Source organism: Citrobacter sp. RHB20-C16 (genome assembly GCF_013890155.1).
Taxonomy (GTDB): domain Bacteria; phylum Pseudomonadota; class Gammaproteobacteria; order Enterobacterales; family Enterobacteriaceae; genus Citrobacter_A; species Citrobacter_A amalonaticus.
Map to the genome: position 1 here is coordinate 1,223,252 of NZ_CP057630.1, position 20,153 is coordinate 1,243,404.

Annotated in this window: 12 protein-coding genes; 5 read left to right on the forward strand and 7 right to left on the reverse strand. The window is 55.3% G+C overall.

Annotated elements, in window-relative coordinates:
* Nucleotides 1-53 precede the first annotated feature (53 nt).
* From HVX64_RS05910 to HVX64_RS05920, 3 genes are all read right to left on the reverse strand, one after another.
* Nucleotides 54-686: a LysE family transporter gene (locus HVX64_RS05910; protein WP_044258897.1), complete on the reverse strand. Its 633-nt coding sequence runs from the start codon at nt 684-686 to the stop codon at nt 54-56.
* Between the two features lie 128 nt (nt 687-814).
* Nucleotides 815-3,877, reverse strand: coding sequence for an autotransporter outer membrane beta-barrel domain-containing protein (locus HVX64_RS05915; protein ID WP_249418896.1), 3,063 nt, complete (start codon nt 3,875-3,877; stop codon nt 815-817).
* 90 nt (nt 3,878-3,967) lie between these two features.
* Nucleotides 3,968-6,472, reverse strand: coding sequence for an autotransporter outer membrane beta-barrel domain-containing protein (locus tag HVX64_RS05920; RefSeq protein WP_228530476.1), 2,505 nt, complete (start codon nt 6,470-6,472; stop codon nt 3,968-3,970).
* Between the two features lie 879 nt (nt 6,473-7,351).
* Between HVX64_RS05920 and yahO the strand changes: the two genes are divergently transcribed.
* Complete coding sequence (gene yahO, locus HVX64_RS05925; RefSeq protein ID WP_043001665.1) at nt 7,352-7,627, forward strand: DUF1471 family periplasmic protein YahO; 276 nt, start codon at nt 7,352-7,354, stop codon at nt 7,625-7,627.
* Between the two features lie 78 nt (nt 7,628-7,705).
* On the opposite strand, the gene prpR is transcribed toward yahO, so the two are convergent.
* Nucleotides 7,706-9,301: a propionate catabolism operon regulatory protein PrpR gene (gene prpR / locus HVX64_RS05930; protein WP_044259079.1), complete on the reverse strand. Its 1,596-nt coding sequence runs from the start codon at nt 9,299-9,301 to the stop codon at nt 7,706-7,708.
* 250 nt (nt 9,302-9,551) lie between these two features.
* Between prpR and prpB the strand changes: the two genes are divergently transcribed.
* The 4 genes from prpB (at nt 9,552) to prpE (ending at nt 15,097) form a co-directional block, all read left to right on the forward strand.
* Complete coding sequence (prpB, locus tag HVX64_RS05935; RefSeq protein WP_044259078.1) at nt 9,552-10,430, forward strand: methylisocitrate lyase; 879 nt, start codon at nt 9,552-9,554, stop codon at nt 10,428-10,430.
* A 79-nt stretch (nt 10,431-10,509) separates the two neighbouring features.
* Nucleotides 10,510-11,679, forward strand: a complete 1,170-nt coding sequence (gene prpC, locus HVX64_RS05940) for a 2-methylcitrate synthase (protein WP_043001662.1) — start codon at nt 10,510-10,512, stop codon at nt 11,677-11,679.
* Between the two features lie 40 nt (nt 11,680-11,719).
* Nucleotides 11,720-13,171: a bifunctional 2-methylcitrate dehydratase/aconitate hydratase gene (locus HVX64_RS05945; protein WP_044259076.1), complete on the forward strand. Its 1,452-nt coding sequence runs from the start codon at nt 11,720-11,722 to the stop codon at nt 13,169-13,171.
* 39 nt (nt 13,172-13,210) lie between these two features.
* Nucleotides 13,211-15,097 carry a propionate--CoA ligase gene (gene prpE / locus HVX64_RS05950; protein WP_044259075.1) on the forward strand — a complete coding sequence of 629 codons (1,887 nt, stop codon included), beginning with the start codon at nt 13,211-13,213 and terminating at the stop codon, nt 15,095-15,097.
* 89 nt (nt 15,098-15,186) lie between these two features.
* On the opposite strand, the gene HVX64_RS05955 is transcribed toward prpE, so the two are convergent.
* The 3 genes from HVX64_RS05955 to HVX64_RS05965 all read right to left on the reverse strand — a co-directional run bounded on the left by HVX64_RS05955 (nt 15,187) and on the right by HVX64_RS05965 (nt 20,129).
* Nucleotides 15,187-18,264, reverse strand: coding sequence for a beta-galactosidase (locus HVX64_RS05955; RefSeq protein ID WP_044259074.1), 3,078 nt, complete (start codon nt 18,262-18,264; stop codon nt 15,187-15,189).
* Between the two features lie 100 nt (nt 18,265-18,364).
* Nucleotides 18,365-19,333: a helix-turn-helix domain-containing protein gene (locus HVX64_RS05960; protein ID WP_043001658.1), complete on the reverse strand. Its 969-nt coding sequence runs from the start codon at nt 19,331-19,333 to the stop codon at nt 18,365-18,367.
* Between the two features lie 19 nt (nt 19,334-19,352).
* Nucleotides 19,353-20,129, reverse strand: a complete 777-nt coding sequence (locus HVX64_RS05965) for an MBL fold metallo-hydrolase (RefSeq protein ID WP_044259072.1) — start codon at nt 20,127-20,129, stop codon at nt 19,353-19,355.
* Nucleotides 20,130-20,153: the final 24 nt, after the last annotated feature.

Here is a 20,153-nt window from a genome sequence, read left to right on the forward strand (position 1 = left end):
AACGCGTCGCCATCCGGCAGTATGGGCATGAAATCCTCTCTCTAAACAGTATGTTACCGATGCGTAATCCCTTCATAAATTAAACGTAACGCCAGCAGGCCAATTATCGCGCCGATGATGCGGCTGGCGACGCGCTGTATTCTGCCGTATGCCCGACGCACGGCAGGCAACGAAAAGGCCTGGCTCAGAAAGACGCGCCAGATAACCGAAGAGAGCACAATCCCGGCCCAGGCCATCATCCTTGCCCACATGGGTGTGTCGGCACTCAGCGTAACGGAGAAGATACTGATAAAAAACAGGACGGTTTGCGGATTTGACAGATCGGTCAGTAAGCCACGACGAAAGAACACAGTCCATGGCGCGCTAACGGGTTGCTGCAGCGTTGGCATCTGCGGTGTGGCCTGGTGACGCATACTGTTCCAGGCAAACCACAGCAGATACGCGCCGCCGCCAATTTTGATCACCGAAAATACCGCCTCGCACTGGGTGATCAGTGTCGCCATGCCAAACAGCCCCAGCCCGGAATAGATAGCGTCACCTGACGCAACGCCCAGACCGGTTAATACTCCTGCGCGCCGTCCGGAGGCCAGACTGGTTTGCACGACCACAAACAGATTGGCGCCGGGGTTGAAGAAGGTTAACACGAACAGGCTGACGGTGAGGAAAACCGCATGTAGAGGTTCCATAAACCACATTTCCCTGAGCTGGATAACGTCACTCCATCTTATTTACAACAAAATCTGAGGGATGCGAATGGGATCACAAAGGGAGGCGAGTGAAAAAAACCACCCGTGTTACCACGGGTGGTAGAAAGTCAGAAGCTGTATTTCAGTCCTAACATTCCCTGCGTATCGCTGTAGCCGTTGTCGCCAATTTGCTGGGCGACGTTGCCCCACAGTTGCAGACGCTGGCTAAGCTGGCCTTCAACGCCCACTTTCAGTTCGCCAATATTGCGGTTGCCTTTCACGTCGTTGCTGATGTCATCCATCTTCACGCTGTAGCTACGGGTGTTGTGGAGCCAGTTGGCTTCGACGAACGGCTGAAAGGTGCGGTCTTTGCCGTCATCCATGGCGTTATGGCCTTGCAGATAGGCTTTGACGCCAAGACGCGTTTGCAGGTTGCCGTCGGTTTTATCCACCACTCGGGTGCCGTTTTTCTCAACGTGCGTATCGGCCTGCACGTCCATCCAGGTGATTTGCGCTTTAGGCTGGATGTACAGCGCCTTACGCTCGCTGAATTCGGCCAGCTTCCAGGTGTAGCCTGTTTCGACAGAGGCGGTGATACCGTCCGAGTCATACTTTTCAGACGCCAGACCCTGTCCGGACACGGTGTTGTCAAACCAGTTATAGAGCAGCCAGCCATCGACATACGCACCGGTTTTATCGGCGTCGTTGGCATACCAGGTGCCGTACAGACCGGCGCTGTAGCCGCTGATCTCCCCACGGGATGAGTATCCGGTCAGGCTGGAGTGGCTGCGGCTCTTGCTGTTGGCGTAACCGGCCATCAGACCCAGATGCCAGCGATCGAGGCCGTCGGTGCTCCATTGCGCGATATCGCCGCCCAGTTGCATCACGTAGCGGTTACTCTGGGTGCTGATCTGCCCGGAACCGTCCTTGAAGCGGTTATGTCCGCCGATGTGGCGCATCCACAGGCTGGTGACTTTCTGTTCGCCGGTTAACGCGTCGGTGTACTGGGTTTCACCCAGACGATCGTGAAGCCGGGTGGTGAACAGCGTGTTGGCGGCAAGGGTGTTCGCCAGATAGCTGCCGGTTTCCGGGCGATAGGTTTTCTCTCCTTCCGGCTGTGGCGTTGGGGCCGGTGTCGGGGCGGGATCGGGAGTAGGCTCCGGCACTGGGTCAGTGATGAAGGTGTTGGTCAGATACCAGTTACTGCCTTTTTTCACCACATCATAGTCATAAGCCCCCGCGACAATACGTCCGGCTTTGGCAAAAGTACCTGCGGAATCGCCATACACTTCGACAATTTCAATACCGTTCACCGTTTGCGAGCCCGTACCGCCGATATTATTCACCGCAACCAGCGTATTACCGGACGTGTCGCCTTCCACGATAAGTTTATCGGTGGGAGAATCATCGCCACCCAGTGTCGTGTTCATTTTCAGTGTTCCGCCGCCGTAGAAATTACCTTCTACAGTCAGAGTCTTAAACACACCGCTGCTTTCCGGAGGCAGGAAATTGACAGTCCCATTATCTAAGGTGATGTCGGTGACATGAGAGCTACCGGTCATATTCCACACGGCCTGGTTGGAAAGATCCAGGTTAACAATACCGTTGCTGGTTGAGCCAGACGTAGCGGTATAGCTGGTGGCCGTCAGGAATGAGTTTTCGTTATTCAGTACCATATTGAGCGTGGCATCGTTAATTGCGCCAATGTCGCCAATGACCTGTACCGTGCCGGTTTCTAATGAATTCACGTTGATCAGGCTGTTTGCTCCACGGGAGAGCAGGGACCAGGTGGGATCGCTGTTATCCGTCATCAGCAGACCTTTCTGCACATCGACAATACCACCTGCCGCGGCTTCGATACCCGCCACATAGTTGGCGTGCGTATCAGACAGTGAGATGCCTAAATCATCCTGGAATTCAACTTTTGTGGTGTTACTGCCGCCATCATAAGCATAAACCGCTCGTGCGGTATCGACGCCATTTTGCATAGTAATAGCGGTTTTACCCTGAAACTGCGCCTCACTTTTCCAAAGGTAAAGGCCTGTGTTGTAATATCCACCGTTGCTGGTCAGCAGAAAATCGCCTTTTGCGATAAGCGACGACTGGTCAGTCAGGGAGATGGTTCGCATCCAGTACGGGTCGATCCAACCTGCGAATTCATGCTCGTAACCGGGTCGGTTGCCCAGGTAAGTCAGGTTCTCGCCGACGATGATTGCATTGCTGTTGAAGGTGATATCCGTTGCCATCAGGTCAAGTGCCCGGCCACCGCCAGCCTCACCAAAGAGATTATTTTCATCACCACGTGAGAGCGCTTCAATCTTCGTCAGCCCCGTAAATTCGATGCTATTTCTCGTCCCGTAAGTGGCGTAGGGGAGCGCCGCCAGGATACCCTGGCTGCCTTTCAGAGTGATGTAGTCAGCTTCAAATTTGGCAGTATTAATCACGTTATAAGCAGTGTTACTCGTGCTCGCGCCGGCCCTTGCGGCAAACTGTAATGCCAGTTCATTGGCATCGATATCAATACGATCGGCTTTGATATCCACATCACTTCCTGCGGCAAGAACCATCCCCACGCGACGGTCGATAGAGTTGTCGCCCGGATCGCCGTCAACATTGATGACAAAGTTTCCACCATCAAAGGCCAGCTCACCGTTATACAAACCAATCCCCCAGCGGTGGGTGCTGACATATCCCGCCTGCGGCATCAGTACAGTCAAATTAACTTTATTATCGCCGTCGCTTTTGAAATCAAATTTACCACCTGGCCCGGCAAATAAACCGTAAATATCGGCGTAACTATTTTTGACCTCATTACTGACGACAATATTGCCGCCAGTGAATGTCATTGTGCCGCTGAGTGTATCTCGCTTGTAAGCATGCAGCGTTGCACGTTCGTCTGTCGTGTTATTATTAAAACCTCTTAGTGTCAGGGTATTCCCGTCGCTGATATTAATGTTCACTGCACCGTTCAGGGTATTGATTAGCGCGCGTTGGTAACTGGCGCTGCCCGTGTAACCGCTGGCGTCCAGGGTTACATCACCGAGGCTAACGGTGTGGGTTCCACTGCTAATAGACGAAATCGAACTGGTGAAGGTCTTATTTTCCAACTCGGCCGATAAGACAAAAGGTGAGGCGAGAAACGAACTTCCCACCACGACAGGTACAAGACATTTCCATTTTATATATGTCATTTATGACTCTCCGTGAGATTAACGACTTATTTTTATTTGTAATAAAGAAAAAAATGTCCGGCCTTTGCAGGACATTTTTTGTTTGGGCGATCAGAAACTATATTTGATGCCTAACATTCCCTGAGTATCGCTGTAGCCGTTGTCGCCAATTTGCTGGGTGACGTTGCCCCACAGTTGCAGACGCTGGCTAAGCTGGCCTTCAACGCCCACTTTCAGTTCGCCAATATTGCGGTTGCCTTTCACGTCGTTGCTGATGTCATCCATCTTCACGCTGTAGCTACGGGTGTTGTGAAGCCAGTTGGCTTCGACAAACGGCTGGAAGGTGCGGTCTTTGCCGTCATCCATGGCGTTATGGCCTTGCAGGTAGGCTTTGACGCCAAGACGCGTTTGCAGGTTGCCGTCGGTTTTATCCACCACCCGGGTGCCGTTTTTCTCAACGTGCGTATCAGCCTGCACGTCCATCCAGGTGATTTGCGCTTTAGACTGGATGTACAGCGCGTTACGCTCGCTGAGTTCGGCCAGTTTCCAGGTGTAGCCTGTTTCGACAGAGGCGGTGATGCCGTCCGAGTCATACTTTTCAGACGCCAGACCCTGTCCGGACACGGTGTTATCAAACCAGTTATAGAGCAGCCAGCCATCGACATACGCACCGGTTTTATCGGCGTCGTTGGCATACCAGGTGCCGTACAGACCGGCGCTGTAGCCGCTGATTTCCCCGCGAGAGGTGTATCCGGTCAGGCTGGAGTGGCTGCGGCTCTTGCTGTTGGCGTAACCGGCCATCAGACCCAGATGCCAGCGATCCAGACCGTCGGTGCTCCATTGCGCGATATCCCCGCCCAGTTGCATCACGTAGCGGTTGCTCTGGGTGCTGATCTGTCCGGAACCGTCCTTGAAGCGGTGATGTCCGCCGATGTGGCGCATCCACAGGCTGGTGACTTTCTGCTCGCCGGATAACGCGTCGGTGGACTGGGTTTCACCCAGACGATCGTGAAGCCGGGTGGTGAACAGCGTGTTGGCGGCAAGGGTGTTCGCCAGATAGCTGCCGGTTTCCGGGCGATACTGGTGCGGACCTTCCGGTGTCGGAGACTCTGGAATTACGGGTTCTTTCGGCTCATTTGGTGGAACCGGTTCTGGCAAGGCCAGGCTGGTCAACGACCAGTTCTGGTTGTCTCGTTTCACAAGATCGTAGTCATATGCGCCTGCGACAATACGGCCTTCTTTCACAAAGGTACCGTTTGAAGTCCCTTCAACGTCGATAATACGGATACCTTCAATCGTCGCGGCTCCGTTACCGCCCGCGTTACTGACGCTGACGCGCGTGATGCCGTGGGTATCACCTTTCACAATCAGCTTATCCGTTGGCGACAGGTCATCACCCAGCACAGTGCGCAAGGCCAGCAAGCCGTTGTTTCCGGTGTAATCACCGTTAATTGTCAACAGGGTTGGGCTAAAGGCTGCTTGCACTTGCGACGGGGAAGAGAGTATCGCTGTGCCTGCCAGCTCCAGCGAATTCAGCGTCTGTGAATAGCCGTTAAGATCCAGCTGCGCGCCGCTGTCCACGCGGTAATCGGATCTTGCACTCAGGGTATTTTCTGCCCCGGCGCGCAATGTACCATTTGCGACGTGGGTAGGGCCCTGATAGGTGTTAGCGCCTGTCAGCGTGGTCGTCCCGGAGCCGAAATGGTTGACTTCGCCAATACCTGTGATTTTGGCCGAGAGTACGAAGTCGTCGCTGTTGTGATTAAAGTTGAGCTCTGCCGTGCTCATACCGCTGGTGTTGCCAAGGTAGATCCACGGCAGGTCCAGTGTTCCCGCAGCCTGTTGTGCTTCGCCCTTTGCGCCGCCAATATTCAGGATGCCGGTACTGCCTTCTCCCACTGCCAGCCAGATTAAGTTACCCGAGCGGACCGTTGCGCCGTTACTGATGGTGAGGATCCCGGTGGCGTCATTGGGTGTTGTTGCGAACCCCCCGAGGTAAATACCTTCCGTCACATCCAGCAGCGAGTTTTCACCGTCCACGAGGGCGACACCGTAGCCATTACGACTGGTGTTACTCGTATTGCCGACGTAGCCAATGTTCATGTGTTCGCTTAAGGAGAGGGTTCCGCCGCGGGTAATCACCAGGTTACCGCGCCCCTGATCGCCGACCACGCTCCAGACGGAAGAGACGGACGAATTTGCGCCATCGATGGTAACCGTTCCCTGCGCTTTTGCAGCATATTCTCCAATACGTAATTCATCAATGCCGCTGATTTTACTACCGTTATTCACCAGCAGCGTACCTGAACCATCATGGGTCCCGAGTACCAGATTCAAATTGCCCAGTGTCCAGGTCGCACCATTCGTCAGCGTCACGCTGCCGTTTGCGCCATTACCGATCATACCGGCGGCGGTGGTGATAGCCCGACCATCGATCAGCAGTGAGCCGTCGGAGTTATCACCCACCCAAAGACTGCGGAAGTTATTCCATGCGGGGTCGGTATTTTCCGTGGCGGAAAGCGTAATATTTTGTCCATTATTAATAATGACAGTATCCCCCACACCTGTTGGTGGGGAAATATTATTATTGGCTACTGCAGTGGACGTTAAAGCCATGGAAATTGCAATGGCTAATAGAGTTTCAGGGAAACACTGTGCATTTATTTTCATATATTGACTCTTCCTTAAGATTTAAATATTACATCCAGGCATAAGCCAGAAAAGCCAGTGCTGAATACACGGCTATTTGTCGGGTTGCTCATGCAAATAAAATTCTGATGATTTTTAATATTATTTGCCGTTGGCGATATAGCGTAATCGTTTTGCCGCAGGCTTGCATTCGATATTGATAGGCTGAGTCTATTAACCGTCGTTAACAGAGTGAAAATATTTAAGTGATGGCTAATTATTTGATTACAAATGTTTATTGTTTTTGGCTATCCCTCCAGGAATAATGCAAATATAAGGCGGAAAACAACAGGATAGGCGAGGATTTTGATAAGATAGACTGAATAGATGCGAAGGATTAACATTAGTGTGAGTGTCGCTTTAATATGTTTAATTGCGGACGGGAATAATGTTTTTTAAGAATTTTAGGCTGGCTAATTATCATTGTTTTGATGACCGTCAATTTTTACATTGGTATTAATCTGAATGTTTTTTGTCGATGTTAAGATTATTGCCAATAAGTTGGAAAGGGTTTTGATAATAATCTTAAGTGGAGTTGTTCTGAACAGGGTTATGCATATTTACGCAATAATGAGAGATTTATTAAAAGACAGGGGTATCGGTCATTATTTTATTTATATGCAGAAAGTGACTTAACTTTACCGTAGTATGCAAAAAAGGACTGAGCAGGCCGAAATCACAAAAGCAACCTATCACTGAAAGGGCTCTGGATTTTTTCTGGAAGCTGAACTAGTTATTAATCATCCCTGAACAGCGGCATGGATTCAGCGGTGATGATAGCGTCATAACATAACCTGGAGCTTCTCTATGAAAACTGGATATAAACTCTTGATTGGTGCGTTGGCTTTTGTGGCGACAAATGCGTTTGCAGCGGAGCTGTTAACAAAAGCTGAGTTTGAGAAAGTGGAGTCGCAGTACACCCTGATTGGCAACATCAATACCAGCAATGAAACGTCCACTCAGGATGCGAAAGAAGATCTGCTCAAAAAAGCGGATGAGAAAGGGGCTGATGTGGTCGTGCTGACTTCCGGTCAAACCGACAACAAAATTCATGGCACTGCCAATATCTACAAGAAAAAGTAATTCGTAAGCGTGCCGGATGGCGCTGGCCTGGTGAAATGTGTAGGCCGGGTAAGACGCTGTGTGTCGCCATCCGGCCGTTCATTCCTTCAGCCGTCGCCAGAATGTGGTTCTGCTGATCCCCAGATAACGCGCGGCGGCGCGCTTATCGCCGTTAAACTGCGCCAGCACCTGCTGTGGCGTAGCGGAAGGCGAAGGGGATGACGGCGATTCGTTCTCCGCCAGTTCCGGCAGTATCTGCTGTAATAAATGTTCATTCAGTTGTGGCATCGGTTCAACGCTTAAAAACAGTGCCAGCCGTTCCATCATATTGCGCAATTCGCGAATATTTCCCGGCCACTGATAGTGCAACAGCGCACCGGCACTCTGCGCCAGTCCGGCGCGCACCGACTCGGTAAATGGTACGGAGAGCGCGGCCAGCGATTGTTTTAAAAAACCTTCCGCCAGCGGCAGGATATCGGCGGGGCGCTCCCGTAGAGCCGGTAACGACAGACGTAAAATACTCAGGCGATAAAACAGATCGCGACGAAACTGCCCGCGTTTCATCTCGTCTTCCAGATTGCAGTGGGTGGCGCTAATCACCCGCACTGTCACCGGAATGGGGTGATGTCCACCCACCCGGGTGACCTCTTTTTCTTCCAGCACGCGCAGCAGTCGGGTTTGCAGCGGCAACGGCATTTCGCCGATTTCATCGAGAAACAGCGTTCCGCCGTGGGCGATTTCAAACAGCCCGGCACGACCACCGCGTCGCGATCCGGTGAAGGCGCCTTCCTCGTAGCCAAACAGCTCCGCTTCCAGCAACGATTCGGCGATCGCCCCGCAATTCACCGCGACGAACGGATGCGCCGTTTTGTCGCCGCGCGTGCCAGGACGCGTACAAAACTCGCGGTGAATGGCCTGGGCTGCCAGTTCTTTCCCGGTGCCGGTTTCCCCCTGAATCAGGACAGAGGCGGGTGAACGGGCATACAGCATAATGGTATGGCGCACCTGTTCCATCTGTGCGGACTCGCCACGAATATCCCCCAGCCCATAGCGGGTGCGCAGCGCCTGATCGGAGGCATAATGACCGTGGCGACGCTGGGTCAGGCGGGTCATGTCCAGCGCATCGCTAAAGGCCTGACGAACCGTGGCGGCGGAATAGATAAAGATACCGGTCATGCCTGCCTCTTCCGCCAGATCGGTGATCAGTCCCGCGCCAACCACCGCGTCAATGCCGTTTGCTTTCAACTCGTTAATCTGCCCGCGCGCGTCTTCTTCAGTGATATAGCTGCGTTGTTCCAGTTGCAGGTTGAAGGTTTTTTGAAAAGCCATCAGCGCGGGCAGCGTTTCCTGGTAGGTCACCACGCCAATGGAGGCGGTCAGTTTTCCGGCCTTTGCCAGCGCCTGCAGAACGTCAAACCCGCTGGGTTTGATCAGAATAACCGGTATCGACAGGCGACTTTTCAGATATGCGCCGTTCGATCCGGCGGCGATGATCGCATCACAGCGTTCGGTGGTCAGCTTCTTACGGATATAGGTGACCGCTTTTTCAAAACCGAGCTGGATGGGGGTGATGGTCGCCAGATGATCAAACTCCAGGCTGATGTCGCGAAACAGATCGAACAGTCGCGTTACCGAGACCGTCCAGATAACCGGTTTGTCATCATTCACCCGCGGGGGAAGCGTTGTCGTCGCCATAGCCAACCCAAAATAAAAGGACAGAGTAATGGGTGTAGTCTTGTTTCATAATTGTTGCAATGAAACCGGTCGGGACGTTTCATGAAACGTTAGCTGACACGCTTTTTTTCGCTTATCGCGGTATGCTGTGGTTTATCTTATTGTTATATCGATGGTTATTTAAAACACTCTCTTTCAAAGCGCCTTTGGCATAGCCCTTGCTTTATGTGAATCAACGGTTAGTTACAAGTTGATAACACGAGGATGGACTATGTCTCTGGATTCTCCGGGTCAGGCATTTCGCGCTGCACTCACCAAAGAAAACCCCTTACAAATCGTCGGCACCATCAACGCCAACCATGCGTTGCTGGCCCAGCGCGCCGGGTATCAGGCGATTTATCTTTCGGGCGGCGGCGTCGCGGCCGGTTCGCTGGGACTGCCGGATCTGGGCATCTCCACCCTGGACGACGTCTTGACCGACATTCGCCGCATCACCGACGTCTGTCCGCTCCCGCTGCTGGTGGATGCTGATATCGGCTTTGGTTCGTCGGCGTTTAACGTTGCGCGCACCGTCAAGTCGATGATCAAAGCCGGGGCGGCGGCGCTACACATCGAAGATCAGATTGGCGCCAAGCGCTGCGGCCATCGTCCGAATAAAGCGATTGTTTCGAAAGAGGAGATGGTCGATCGCATTCGTGCGGCAGTGGATGCCCGTACCGATCCCCACTTTGTGATCATGGCGCGTACCGATGCCCTGGCGGTGGAAGGGTTAGACGCAGCGATCGATCGTGCGCAGGCCTATGTCGAAGCGGGCGCCGACATGCTGTTCCCGGAGGCGATCACGGCGCTTTCGATGTACCGCCAGTTTGTCGATGCAGTCCAGGTGCCGATTCTTGCCAATATCACCGAATTTGGCGCTACGCCGTTGTTCACGACCGACGAACTGCGCAGTGCGAACGTGGCGATGGCGCTCTATCCGCTCTCGGCATTCCGCGCCATGAACCGGGCTGCTGAAAAGGTCTACAACGTGCTGCGCCAGGAAGGGACGCAAAAGAGCGTTATCGACATCATGCAGACCCGTAACGAACTGTATGAAAGCATCAATTACTACCAGTACGAAGAGAAGCTCGACGCGTTGTATATCAAGTAGGCCGGATGGCGGCTACGCCTTATCAGGCCTGGACGAAAACCCTCAGTACCCTACATATGACAATAATGATGAGGACAACATGAGCGACACAACGATCCTGCAAAATAATACCCATGTTATTAAGCCTAAAAAATCCGTCGCGCTGTCCGGCGTACCGGCGGGCAATACCGCGCTGTGCACCGTCGGCAAAAGCGGCAACGATCTGCACTATCGCGGCTACGATATTCTCGATCTCGCCCGGCAGTGCGAATTTGAAGAAGTCGCGCATCTGCTGATTCACGGCAAACTCCCGACCCGTGACGAACTTCAGGCATACAAAAGTAAACTCAAAGCGCTGCGCGGATTACCGGCTAACGTCCGTACCGTACTGGAAGCGCTGCCAGCGGCATCGCATCCGATGGACGTGATGCGCACCGGCGTATCGGCGCTGGGTTGTACGCTGCCGGAAAAAGAGGGGCACACCGTTTCCGGCGCGCGTGATATTGCCGATAAGCTGCTGGCCTCGCTCAGTTCCATCCTGCTCTACTGGTATCACTACAGTCACAACGGCGAGCGTATTCAGCCAGAAACCGATGACGACTCTATCGGCGGCCATTTTCTGCACCTGTTGCACGGCGAAAAACCGACGCAGAGCTGGGAAAAAGCAATGCACATTTCGTTGGTGTTGTACGCCGAGCATGAGTTCAACGCCTCCACCTTTACCAGCCGCGTGATTGCCGGCACCGGATCGGATGTTTACTCGGCCATTATCGGCGCGATTGGCGCACTGCGCGGTCCGAAACACGGCGGGGCGAATGAGGTCTCGCTGGAGATTCAGCAGCGCTACGAAACGCCGGACGAAGCCGAAGCCGATATCCGTAAGCGCGTGGAAAACAAAGAAGTGGTGATTGGTTTTGGTCATCCGGTTTATACCATTGCCGATCCGCGTCATCAGGTCATCAAACGTGTGGCGAAGCAGCTTTCCGAAGAGGGGGGCTCGCTGAAGATGTACAACATTGCCGATCGTCTGGAAGAGGTGATGTGGGAGACGAAGAAGATGTTCCCTAACCTCGACTGGTTCTCGGCGGTCTCCTACAACATGATGGGCGTTCCCACCGAAATGTTTACCCCGCTGTTTGTCATCGCCCGCGTCACCGGCTGGGCGGCACACATTATTGAACAGCGCCAGGACAACAAAATCATTCGTCCTTCCGCCAACTATACCGGCCCGGACGATCGTGAGTTTGTGCCGATCGATCAGCGTCAGTAATTCATTACCTCTAAAGATAAAAAAACAGGAAACGTACCTTATGTCCGCTCAAATTTTAAATGTTCGCCCGGAATTCGATCGTGAAATCGTTGATATCGTGGATTACGTCGTCAACTACGAGATAGCGTCAACGGTGGCGTATGACACCGCCCACTACTGCCTGCTTGATACGTTGGGCTGTGGTCTGGAAGCGCTGGAATATCCGGCCTGTAAAAAACTGATGGGGCCGATTGTTCCGGGGACCGTGGTGCCCAACGGCGTGCGCGTGCCGGGTACCCAGTTTCAGCTCGACCCGGTACAGGCCGCGTTTAACATTGGCGCGATGATCCGCTGGCTCGACTTCAATGACACCTGGCTGGCGGCGGAGTGGGGCCACCCTTCCGATAACCTCGGCGGGATCCTGGCGACAGCGGACTGGCTCTCACGCAACGCGGTCGCGGCGGGTAAAGTGCCGTTGACCATGAAACACGTGCTGACCGGAATGATCAAGGCCCATGAAATTCAGGGCTGTATCGCGCTGGAAAACGCCTTTAACCGCGTGGGGCTTGACCACGTTCTGCTGGTCAAAGTGGCCTCCACCGCCGTGGTGGCTGAAATGCTGGGGCTAACGCGTGATGAGATCCTCAACGCGGTGTCGCTGGCGTGGGTCGACGGACAGTCGCTGCGCACCTATCGCCATGCGCCGAATACCGGCACGCGTAAATCCTGGGCGGCGGGCGATGCGACCTCGCGCGCGGTGCGTCTGGCGCTGATGGCGAAAACCGGTGAGATGGGTTATCCGTCAGCGCTGACGGCGAAAACCTGGGGGTTTTATGACGTCTCATTCAAAGGCGAGTCGTTCCGCTTCCAGCGTCCATACGGCTCCTACGTAATGGAAAACGTGCTGTTCAAAATTTCGTTCCCGGCGGAGTTCCACTCTCAGACGGCGGTTGAAGCGGCAATGACGCTGTATGCGCAAATGCAGGCAGCAGGTAAAAGCGCTGCGGATATCGAAAAAGTGACCATTCGCACCCACGAAGCCTGCATTCGCATCATTGATAAGCAGGGGCCGCTGAATAACCCGGCCGATCGCGACCACTGTATTCAGTATATGGTGGCGATCCCGCTGCTGTTCGGACGCTTAACGGCGGCGGATTATGAGGACGGCGTGGCACAGGACAAGCGAATCGATTCCCTGCGCGAGAAGATCCGTTGTGTTGAAGATCCGGCGTTTACCGCGGACTATCACGATCCGGAAAAACGCGCCATCGCCAATGCGATCACCCTGGAATTCACTGACGGTTCACAGTTTGACGAGGTGGTCGTGGAGTTCCCGATTGGCCATGCACGTCGCCGTACCGACGGGATCCCGAAACTGATCGAAAAATTCAAAATTAACCTGGCGCGCCAGTTCCCGACTCGCCAACAGCAGCGCATCCTGGAGGTCTCCCTGGACAGAACTCGCCTGGAGCAGATGCCGGTCAATGAGTACATGGACCTTTATGTCATCTAGAACCCGCTTCATCAGGCGTAAGTTCAACAGGAGAGCGTTATGTCTTTTAGCGAATTTTATCAGCGTTCTGTTACGCAACCGGAATCATTCTGGGCCGAGCAGGCCCGGCGCATTGACTGGCAGCAGCCGTTTACCCGCACGCTGGATCACAGCCATCCACCGTTTGCCCGTTGGTTTTGCGGCGGTACCACCAATCTGTGTCATAACGCCATTGACCGCTGGCTGGAGAAACAACCGGATGCGCTGGCGCTGATCGCTGTCTCATCCGAGACCGAAGAGGAGCGCACCTTTACCTTCCGTCAGCTCTATGACGAAGTGAACGTGGTGGCGTCAATGCTGCAATCGCTCGGCGTGCAGCGCGGCGATCGGGTTCTGGTATACATGCCGATGATCGCTGAGGCGCATATCACGCTGCTGGCCTGCGCACGGATTGGCGCGATCCACTCGGTAGTGTTCGGCGGTTTTGCTTCGCACAGCGTGGCGGCGCGCATCGATGACGCGAAGCCGGTGCTGATTGTCTCCGCCGATGCGGGGGCGCGCGGCGGTAAAGTGTTGCCCTATAAAAAGCTGCTCGATGATGCGATCGAGCAGGCGCAACATCAGCCGAAACAGGTGTTACTGGTGGATCGCGGGCTGGCGAAAATGGCGCGTGTGGCTGGTCGCGATCTCGACTTTGCGACGTTGCGCCAGCAGCATCTCGGCGCCACGGTGCCGGTGACGTGGCTGGAATCCAATGAAACGTCCTGCATTCTTTATACCTCCGGCACCACCGGAAAACCCAAAGGCGTGCAGCGCGATGTCGGCGGCTATGCCGTGGCGCTGGCGACCTCAATGGCGACCATTTTTGGCGGCAAAGCGGGGGGCGTGTTCTTCTGCGCGTCGGATATCGGTTGGGTTGTCGGGCATTCCTACATTGTCTACGCACCGCTCCTGGCAGGGATGGCAACCATTGTGTATGAAGGACTGCCGACGTATCCGGACTGCGGCGTGTGGTGGAAGATCGTCGAGAAATATCAGGTCAACCGGATGTTCTCGGCACCGACCGCTATTCGCGTGCTGAAAAAATTCCCGACCGCGCAGATCCGCAATCACGATCTCTCCTCGCTGGAGGTGCTCTATCTGGCAGGCGAGCCGCTGGACGAACCGACCGCAAGCTGGGTAACGGAAACACTGGGCGTGCCGGTTGTTGATAATTACTGGCAGACCGAATCCGGCTGGCCGATTATGGCGCTGGCCCGGGCACTGGATGACCGACCGTCGCGCCTCGGCAGCCCCGGCGTGCCCATGTATGGCTATAACGTCCAGTTGCTCAATGAGATGACCGGCGAACCCTGCGGCGCCAACGAGAAGGGGATGGTGGTGATCGAAGGGCCGCTGCCACCCGGCTGTATTCAGACCATTTGGGGCGACGATGCACGGTTTGTGAATACCTACTGGTCGCTGTTCAATCGTCAGGTATACGCCACGTTTGACTGGGGTATTCGTGACGCCGACGGCTACTACTTCATTCTGGGGCGCACGGATGATGTGATTAACGTCGCCGGGCATCGCCTGGGCACGCGGGAAATCGAGGAGAGTATCTCCAGCTATCCGAACGTGGCGGAAGTGGCGGTGGTCGGGGTAAAAGATGCGCTGAAGGGGCAGGTGGCGGTAGCATTTGTCATTCCCAAACAGAGCGACAGTCTGGAAGACCGCGATGTGGCGCATTCGGAAGAGAAGGCGATCATGGCGCTGGTGGACAGCCAGATTGGCAATTTTGGTCGTCCTGCCCACGTCTGGTTTGTTTCGCAACTGCCGAAAACCCGATCCGGCAAAATGCTCCGCCGCACGATCCAGGCCATTTGCGAAGGCCGCGATCCGGGCGATCTCACCACGCTTGACGATCCGGCGGCGCTGCAGCAAATCCGCCAGGCGATGGAGGAGTAATCTGATGGCCCGATAGGGCGGCGTAAACGCCTTATCAGGCCTACAATGACTCAACATGTAGGCCTGATAAGCGTCGTGCCATCAGGCACTTAGCTCCAGCTAACATGATAGTGATAGCGCCCGGCGCTCAGCTGATATTCCGGCGACACCGAAGGACTCCAGGAGTCGTCGCCGCCGACGCCCATATGGAAACCATCAATATTCAGCCAGGCCCCGGCCTCCGGTTGTAGCAGATGTCGATGGCTGGTCTCCATCAGTTGTTTCTGGCTGAATCGGCTGATGTTGAAAAGAAAATCACCGCGCCAGACGTGCGCACCGTACTTCAGTTCACGCGTACCGCAACGCAGGCCGTTTTCACTGGGGAAAACGTAAGGGGTATACATCTCATCCAGTGATAAATCCCAGCGGTCAAAACAGGCCGAAGACAGGCGATCCGGGTAGTTTTCATGCGGACCACGCCCCAGCCAGTTCACCCGTTCTGCTTCCTGCGCCAGTTGGCAGGTCAGACCGATACGTGCCGGATGCGGCGTGCCGCTGGCAACATCGACATCAACGGCGATCTGCATTTCGCCGTGGCCGTCGATGCGCCAGGCTTTACGGCTGATAAACAAGGTTTCACCCTGATACTGCCAGGCGTGAACGGTGGCTACCTGAATCGCGTCTGCAAGGGTATCGGCTTCGCATTGCAGCAACACCGCCTGCGCCTGGTAATGCCCGGCGGCTTTCCAGCGCTCAACCCAGGCATTAGGATCGATCCTTGTCACCTCACTGATACCAATATCGTTATCCAGCGGCGCGCGGGTAAATTGATCGTGCAGTGGCGTCAGTAACTGGGCTTCATCGCCAATCCAGTATTGCGTTAACGTGCCCTGCTGGCGGCAGAATTCCCAGCGCTTATGGCCGAGCGTGACGGTAAACGCGGCGTCGCTGACGCTGAGCTGTGGCGCAGTACTGGCGCGCGGTGAGCATACGACGCTCAGTTTTTCCTCCAGCGGCCACTGCTCCCAGGCGCTGATGTGTCCGGCAGGCGACCAGGCGGTTGCCTGCGGTTGTTCCACGCGCACCGTCAACCAGAGCTGACCTGCCGCGTCAGGCTGTGTGATGTCCGGCAGGGTGATGCGCTGACGACCCTGCGGCGCGATATCCAGCGTGACCTCCCCGGTGGCAACTGGGTTGCCATCCAGAGCGAGGGTCCAGTGCAGGATCTCGTTGTCGCTATGGCGGAACAGATATTCGCTGGTGACCTCAATCTGACGTTGCGCGCCAGGCAGCAACGTGAACTGGAAAAACTGTTGTGCGTGCTTCGCCTCAAACAACGACGGATGCGGCGTGCGGTCGGCAAACACCAGCCCGTCCATACAGAACTGGCGATCGTTAGGCGTGTCGCCAAAGTCGCCGCCGTACGCGGACCAGGGGTTGCCTTCGTCATCGTATTTAATCAGCGACTGATCGACCCAGTCCCAGACGAAGCCGCCCTGCAGGCGCGGGTACTGGCGGAACGCCTGCCAGTATTTGGCGAATCCGCCGAGGCTGTTACCCATCGCGTGGGCATATTCGCAGAGGATCAGCGGGCGCTGTTCGCCGGGCAGCGACAGCCATTTTTTGATTGACCACTTCGGCACTGCCGGGAACGGCTGATCCTGATCGACGCGCGCATACATCGGGCAAATTATATCCGTTGCCGCCGTGTCCGCGCCGCCACCTTCATACTGCACCGGGCGTGACGGATCGTCTGATTTCAGCCAGCGATACAGCGCGTCATGGTTGACGCCGTGACCCGATTCATTCCCCAGCGACCAGATAATAATGCTCGGATGGTTGCGATCGCGTTGCACCATGCGCGTCACGCGCTGGCTCATGGCGGGCAGCCAGGTCGGGTCGTCGCTCAGGCGATTCATCGGCACCATGCCGTGGGTTTCGATGTTGGCCTCATCCACCACATACAGACCATAGCGATCGCAGAGCGTGTACCATCGCGGATGATTCGGATAGTGGGAGCAGCGCACGGCGTTAAAGTTGTTCTGCTTCATCAGAATGATGTCCTGCACCATTGTTTCTTCGTCCATCACCTGACCGTTTTCAGGATGATGTTCATGACGGTTGGTGCCGCGAATCAGCAGTGGCTTACCGTTCAACAACAGCAGGCCATTTTCAATGCACACCTTCCGGAAGCCGACATCGCAGGCCTCGGCTTCAAGCAGTGTGCCATCCGCCGTATGGAGCAGCACAACTGCGCGATAAAGATGCGGTGTTTCGGCGCTCCACAGTGAAGGCTGATCGACATGCAGACGCAGCGTCGTGCGATTGCCATAGGCTCCGCGCTCATCAACGATCTCGCTGCCAAAAGGCGCGGTGATTTCGCCCGTCAGCTCGTCGCCATCCCACAGTTGAACGGTCACGCGCAGAGTGTCACGGCATTCTCCACGCATTCTGACCTCGGCGGCAAAGATTGCCCGGCTGAAATCCTCGTTGAGGTGGGTGGTGATGCGTAAGTCGCTGATTTGCGTGGCGGGTTTGTTTAACAGGGAGACATCGCGGAAAATGCCGCTCATTCGCCACATATCCTGGTCTTCCAGATAGCTGCCGTCGCTCCAGCGTAGCACCATCACCGCCAGACGGTTCTCACCGCTGACCAGAAACTCACTGAGATCAAATTCCGACGGCAGGCGACTATCCTGACCGTAGCCCACCCAAAGCCCGTTGCACCAGAGATGAAAAGCGGAATTTACGCCATCAAAGATAATTCGCGTCTGTCCATCACGTATTTCAGCTTCGCTGATTGTAAAGGTGAGCGAATAACATCCTGTCGCATTTTCATGCGGCACATACGGCGGATCCACCGGGATCGGATAGGTCACGTTGGTATAAATGGGGGCGTCATAGCCGAGCAACTGCCAGTTTGATGGCACCGCGATCGTATCGGCATCGTCCAGATCGCCCAGACGCCAACGTTCCGGCACCGCTTCCGGCGAGGCGAACCAGATAAATTTCCACGCGCCGTTCAGACTGCGAACGGAAGATGAGGCGGTATTGTGACGCGCATCAGTCGCGTTGCGCCAACTGGCAAAAGGAGGATGCGCCTCCAGACGGTTTAGCTGCGTGACGCCGGGATTTTCCCAGTCGCGTCGGGCCAGTACGGCGGCGAGTGAATTCGTGCTGAAGGTCATGGAGGCATCCTGTTGCGCAGTTTGTTCGTTCACAGGTTGCTGAAGATACGGTGTGCGGTGAAAGCCTGTAAAGGTGAGAAAGAGGAATGAGTGAGGTCTCTCACTCAGAATCTGCTTGCGTCACACCCTGAAAGGTTTTTCGCCATTCTGCCGGGCTGACGCCGAAGCGGGACTTAAAATGCTGTCGCCAGGTCACCGGAGACAGAAAACCGACCTCTGTGGCGATACGCTCGACGGGCAGCCGGGAGGATTCCAGCAGTTCCTGGCTGCGGCGTAGACGTTCAGCAATCAGCCATTCAGCAACGCTTGAGCCAGTGGCTTTCATAAAATGACGGGTCAGAGTGCGGCGACTCATCATCACCTTTTGCGCCAGCGAGTCCAGATCGTGCTGTTCGTGGCTATGCTGGCGAAGGTACTCCAGCAGGCCGTTAATCCGTTGATCCTGGGTGTTTTTCGCCACCGGTTGGGCAATAAACTGCGCCTGCCCCCCCTCGCGATGCGGTGGCACAATCATCCGGCGCGCAATCTGATTCGCCACCGAAGTGCCAAACCGTTGGCGAATGAGATACAGACAACAGTCTAGCGCAGCGGCGGTACCGGCCGAGGTGATGATGCCATCATCGTCGACGTACAGGGCGTTGATATCCAGGCGCGCGGCGGGAAAACGCGTCTGAAAATCGGCTTCAAACTCCCAGTGGGTAGCGGCGCGTCTGCCGTCGAGCAGTCCTGCGTAACCGAGAACAAATGCGCCAAGGCATAACCCGACCACCTGGGCGCCGTTTTGCCGGGCCTGAACCAGCGCATCGAGTAGCGACTGCGGTGGGCGAATCGCGGTCGTCCCCCACCAGGGAACAATCACGATATCAGCCCCCGTCAGCGCTGCAAATCCCTGGCGGGCAGTAACGGAAAAGCCTTCAACAGAGGTGACCACGCCGGGGACTTCTGCGCAAATCTGCACCTCAAAGCGTTTCTTCGTTGCCGCTTTTTCACTGAACATGATGCACGGCACTGAGAAGTGAAACGGACTAAAATCTTCAACGGCGACGATCGCGACGGTAACAGGGCGCATACCACTCCTCGACTGGGGATTAAAACGTCAGGGTTTCTCCATCTTCCGGCACCCGGACACATTCTGCAATCTGGTTATCGCGCGCGTATTCCCTGAGCGCCGCGCGTGTTAGCAGGCAGTGGTTTATCGCCTCCATGTGAACAGCCACAATCTGCGCGTCGGGCAGAACGAAGTGGGTTTTCAGCACATCTTCTGCGCCCATGATAATCGCGCCAAAACCGATCACGTGGGCAAACCCGGCGTTCAGGACCACCACATCCGGCTGGAAGGTGATGAAGTTGCTTTCAACCTCATCGCGCCAGATCGTATCGCCAACCAGATACAGCGTTTTTTCTTGCGGATGCTGGAAGATTACCCCGCAGGCATCGCCCATCCGCTCGGCCATGACGGGAATGGCGTACAGCCGGTCGGAACCGTGCTGACCGCCCGTTTTGCGCAGGGTTACCTCACCCAATCGGCTCTCGTCCGTCAGTACGGTGAGTTGGCTGAAACCCTGGTCCCGCAGGATTTGCGCATCCTTGTCGTTTTGCACATAAATCGGCTTCTCTTTCGGCACGACCTTTGCGGCGACCTCGTCCCAGTGATCCGCATGGAGATGGGTGACGATCAGGGCATCGGCCTGTAACAGGGTGTCGATGTCGCACGGAAGTTCCACCGTCGGATTACGGATGTCGGCTCGCGCTGTGCCGGGAAAACCGGGATACGCGCCCTGCGGGGCGAGCATAGGATCGACCAGAAAGGTTTTGCCGCCAAAGGTAATCAACTGGGTGGCGTTGCGAATATGGGTAATGTTCATGGTGATACTCCACGTGAGGGGGCC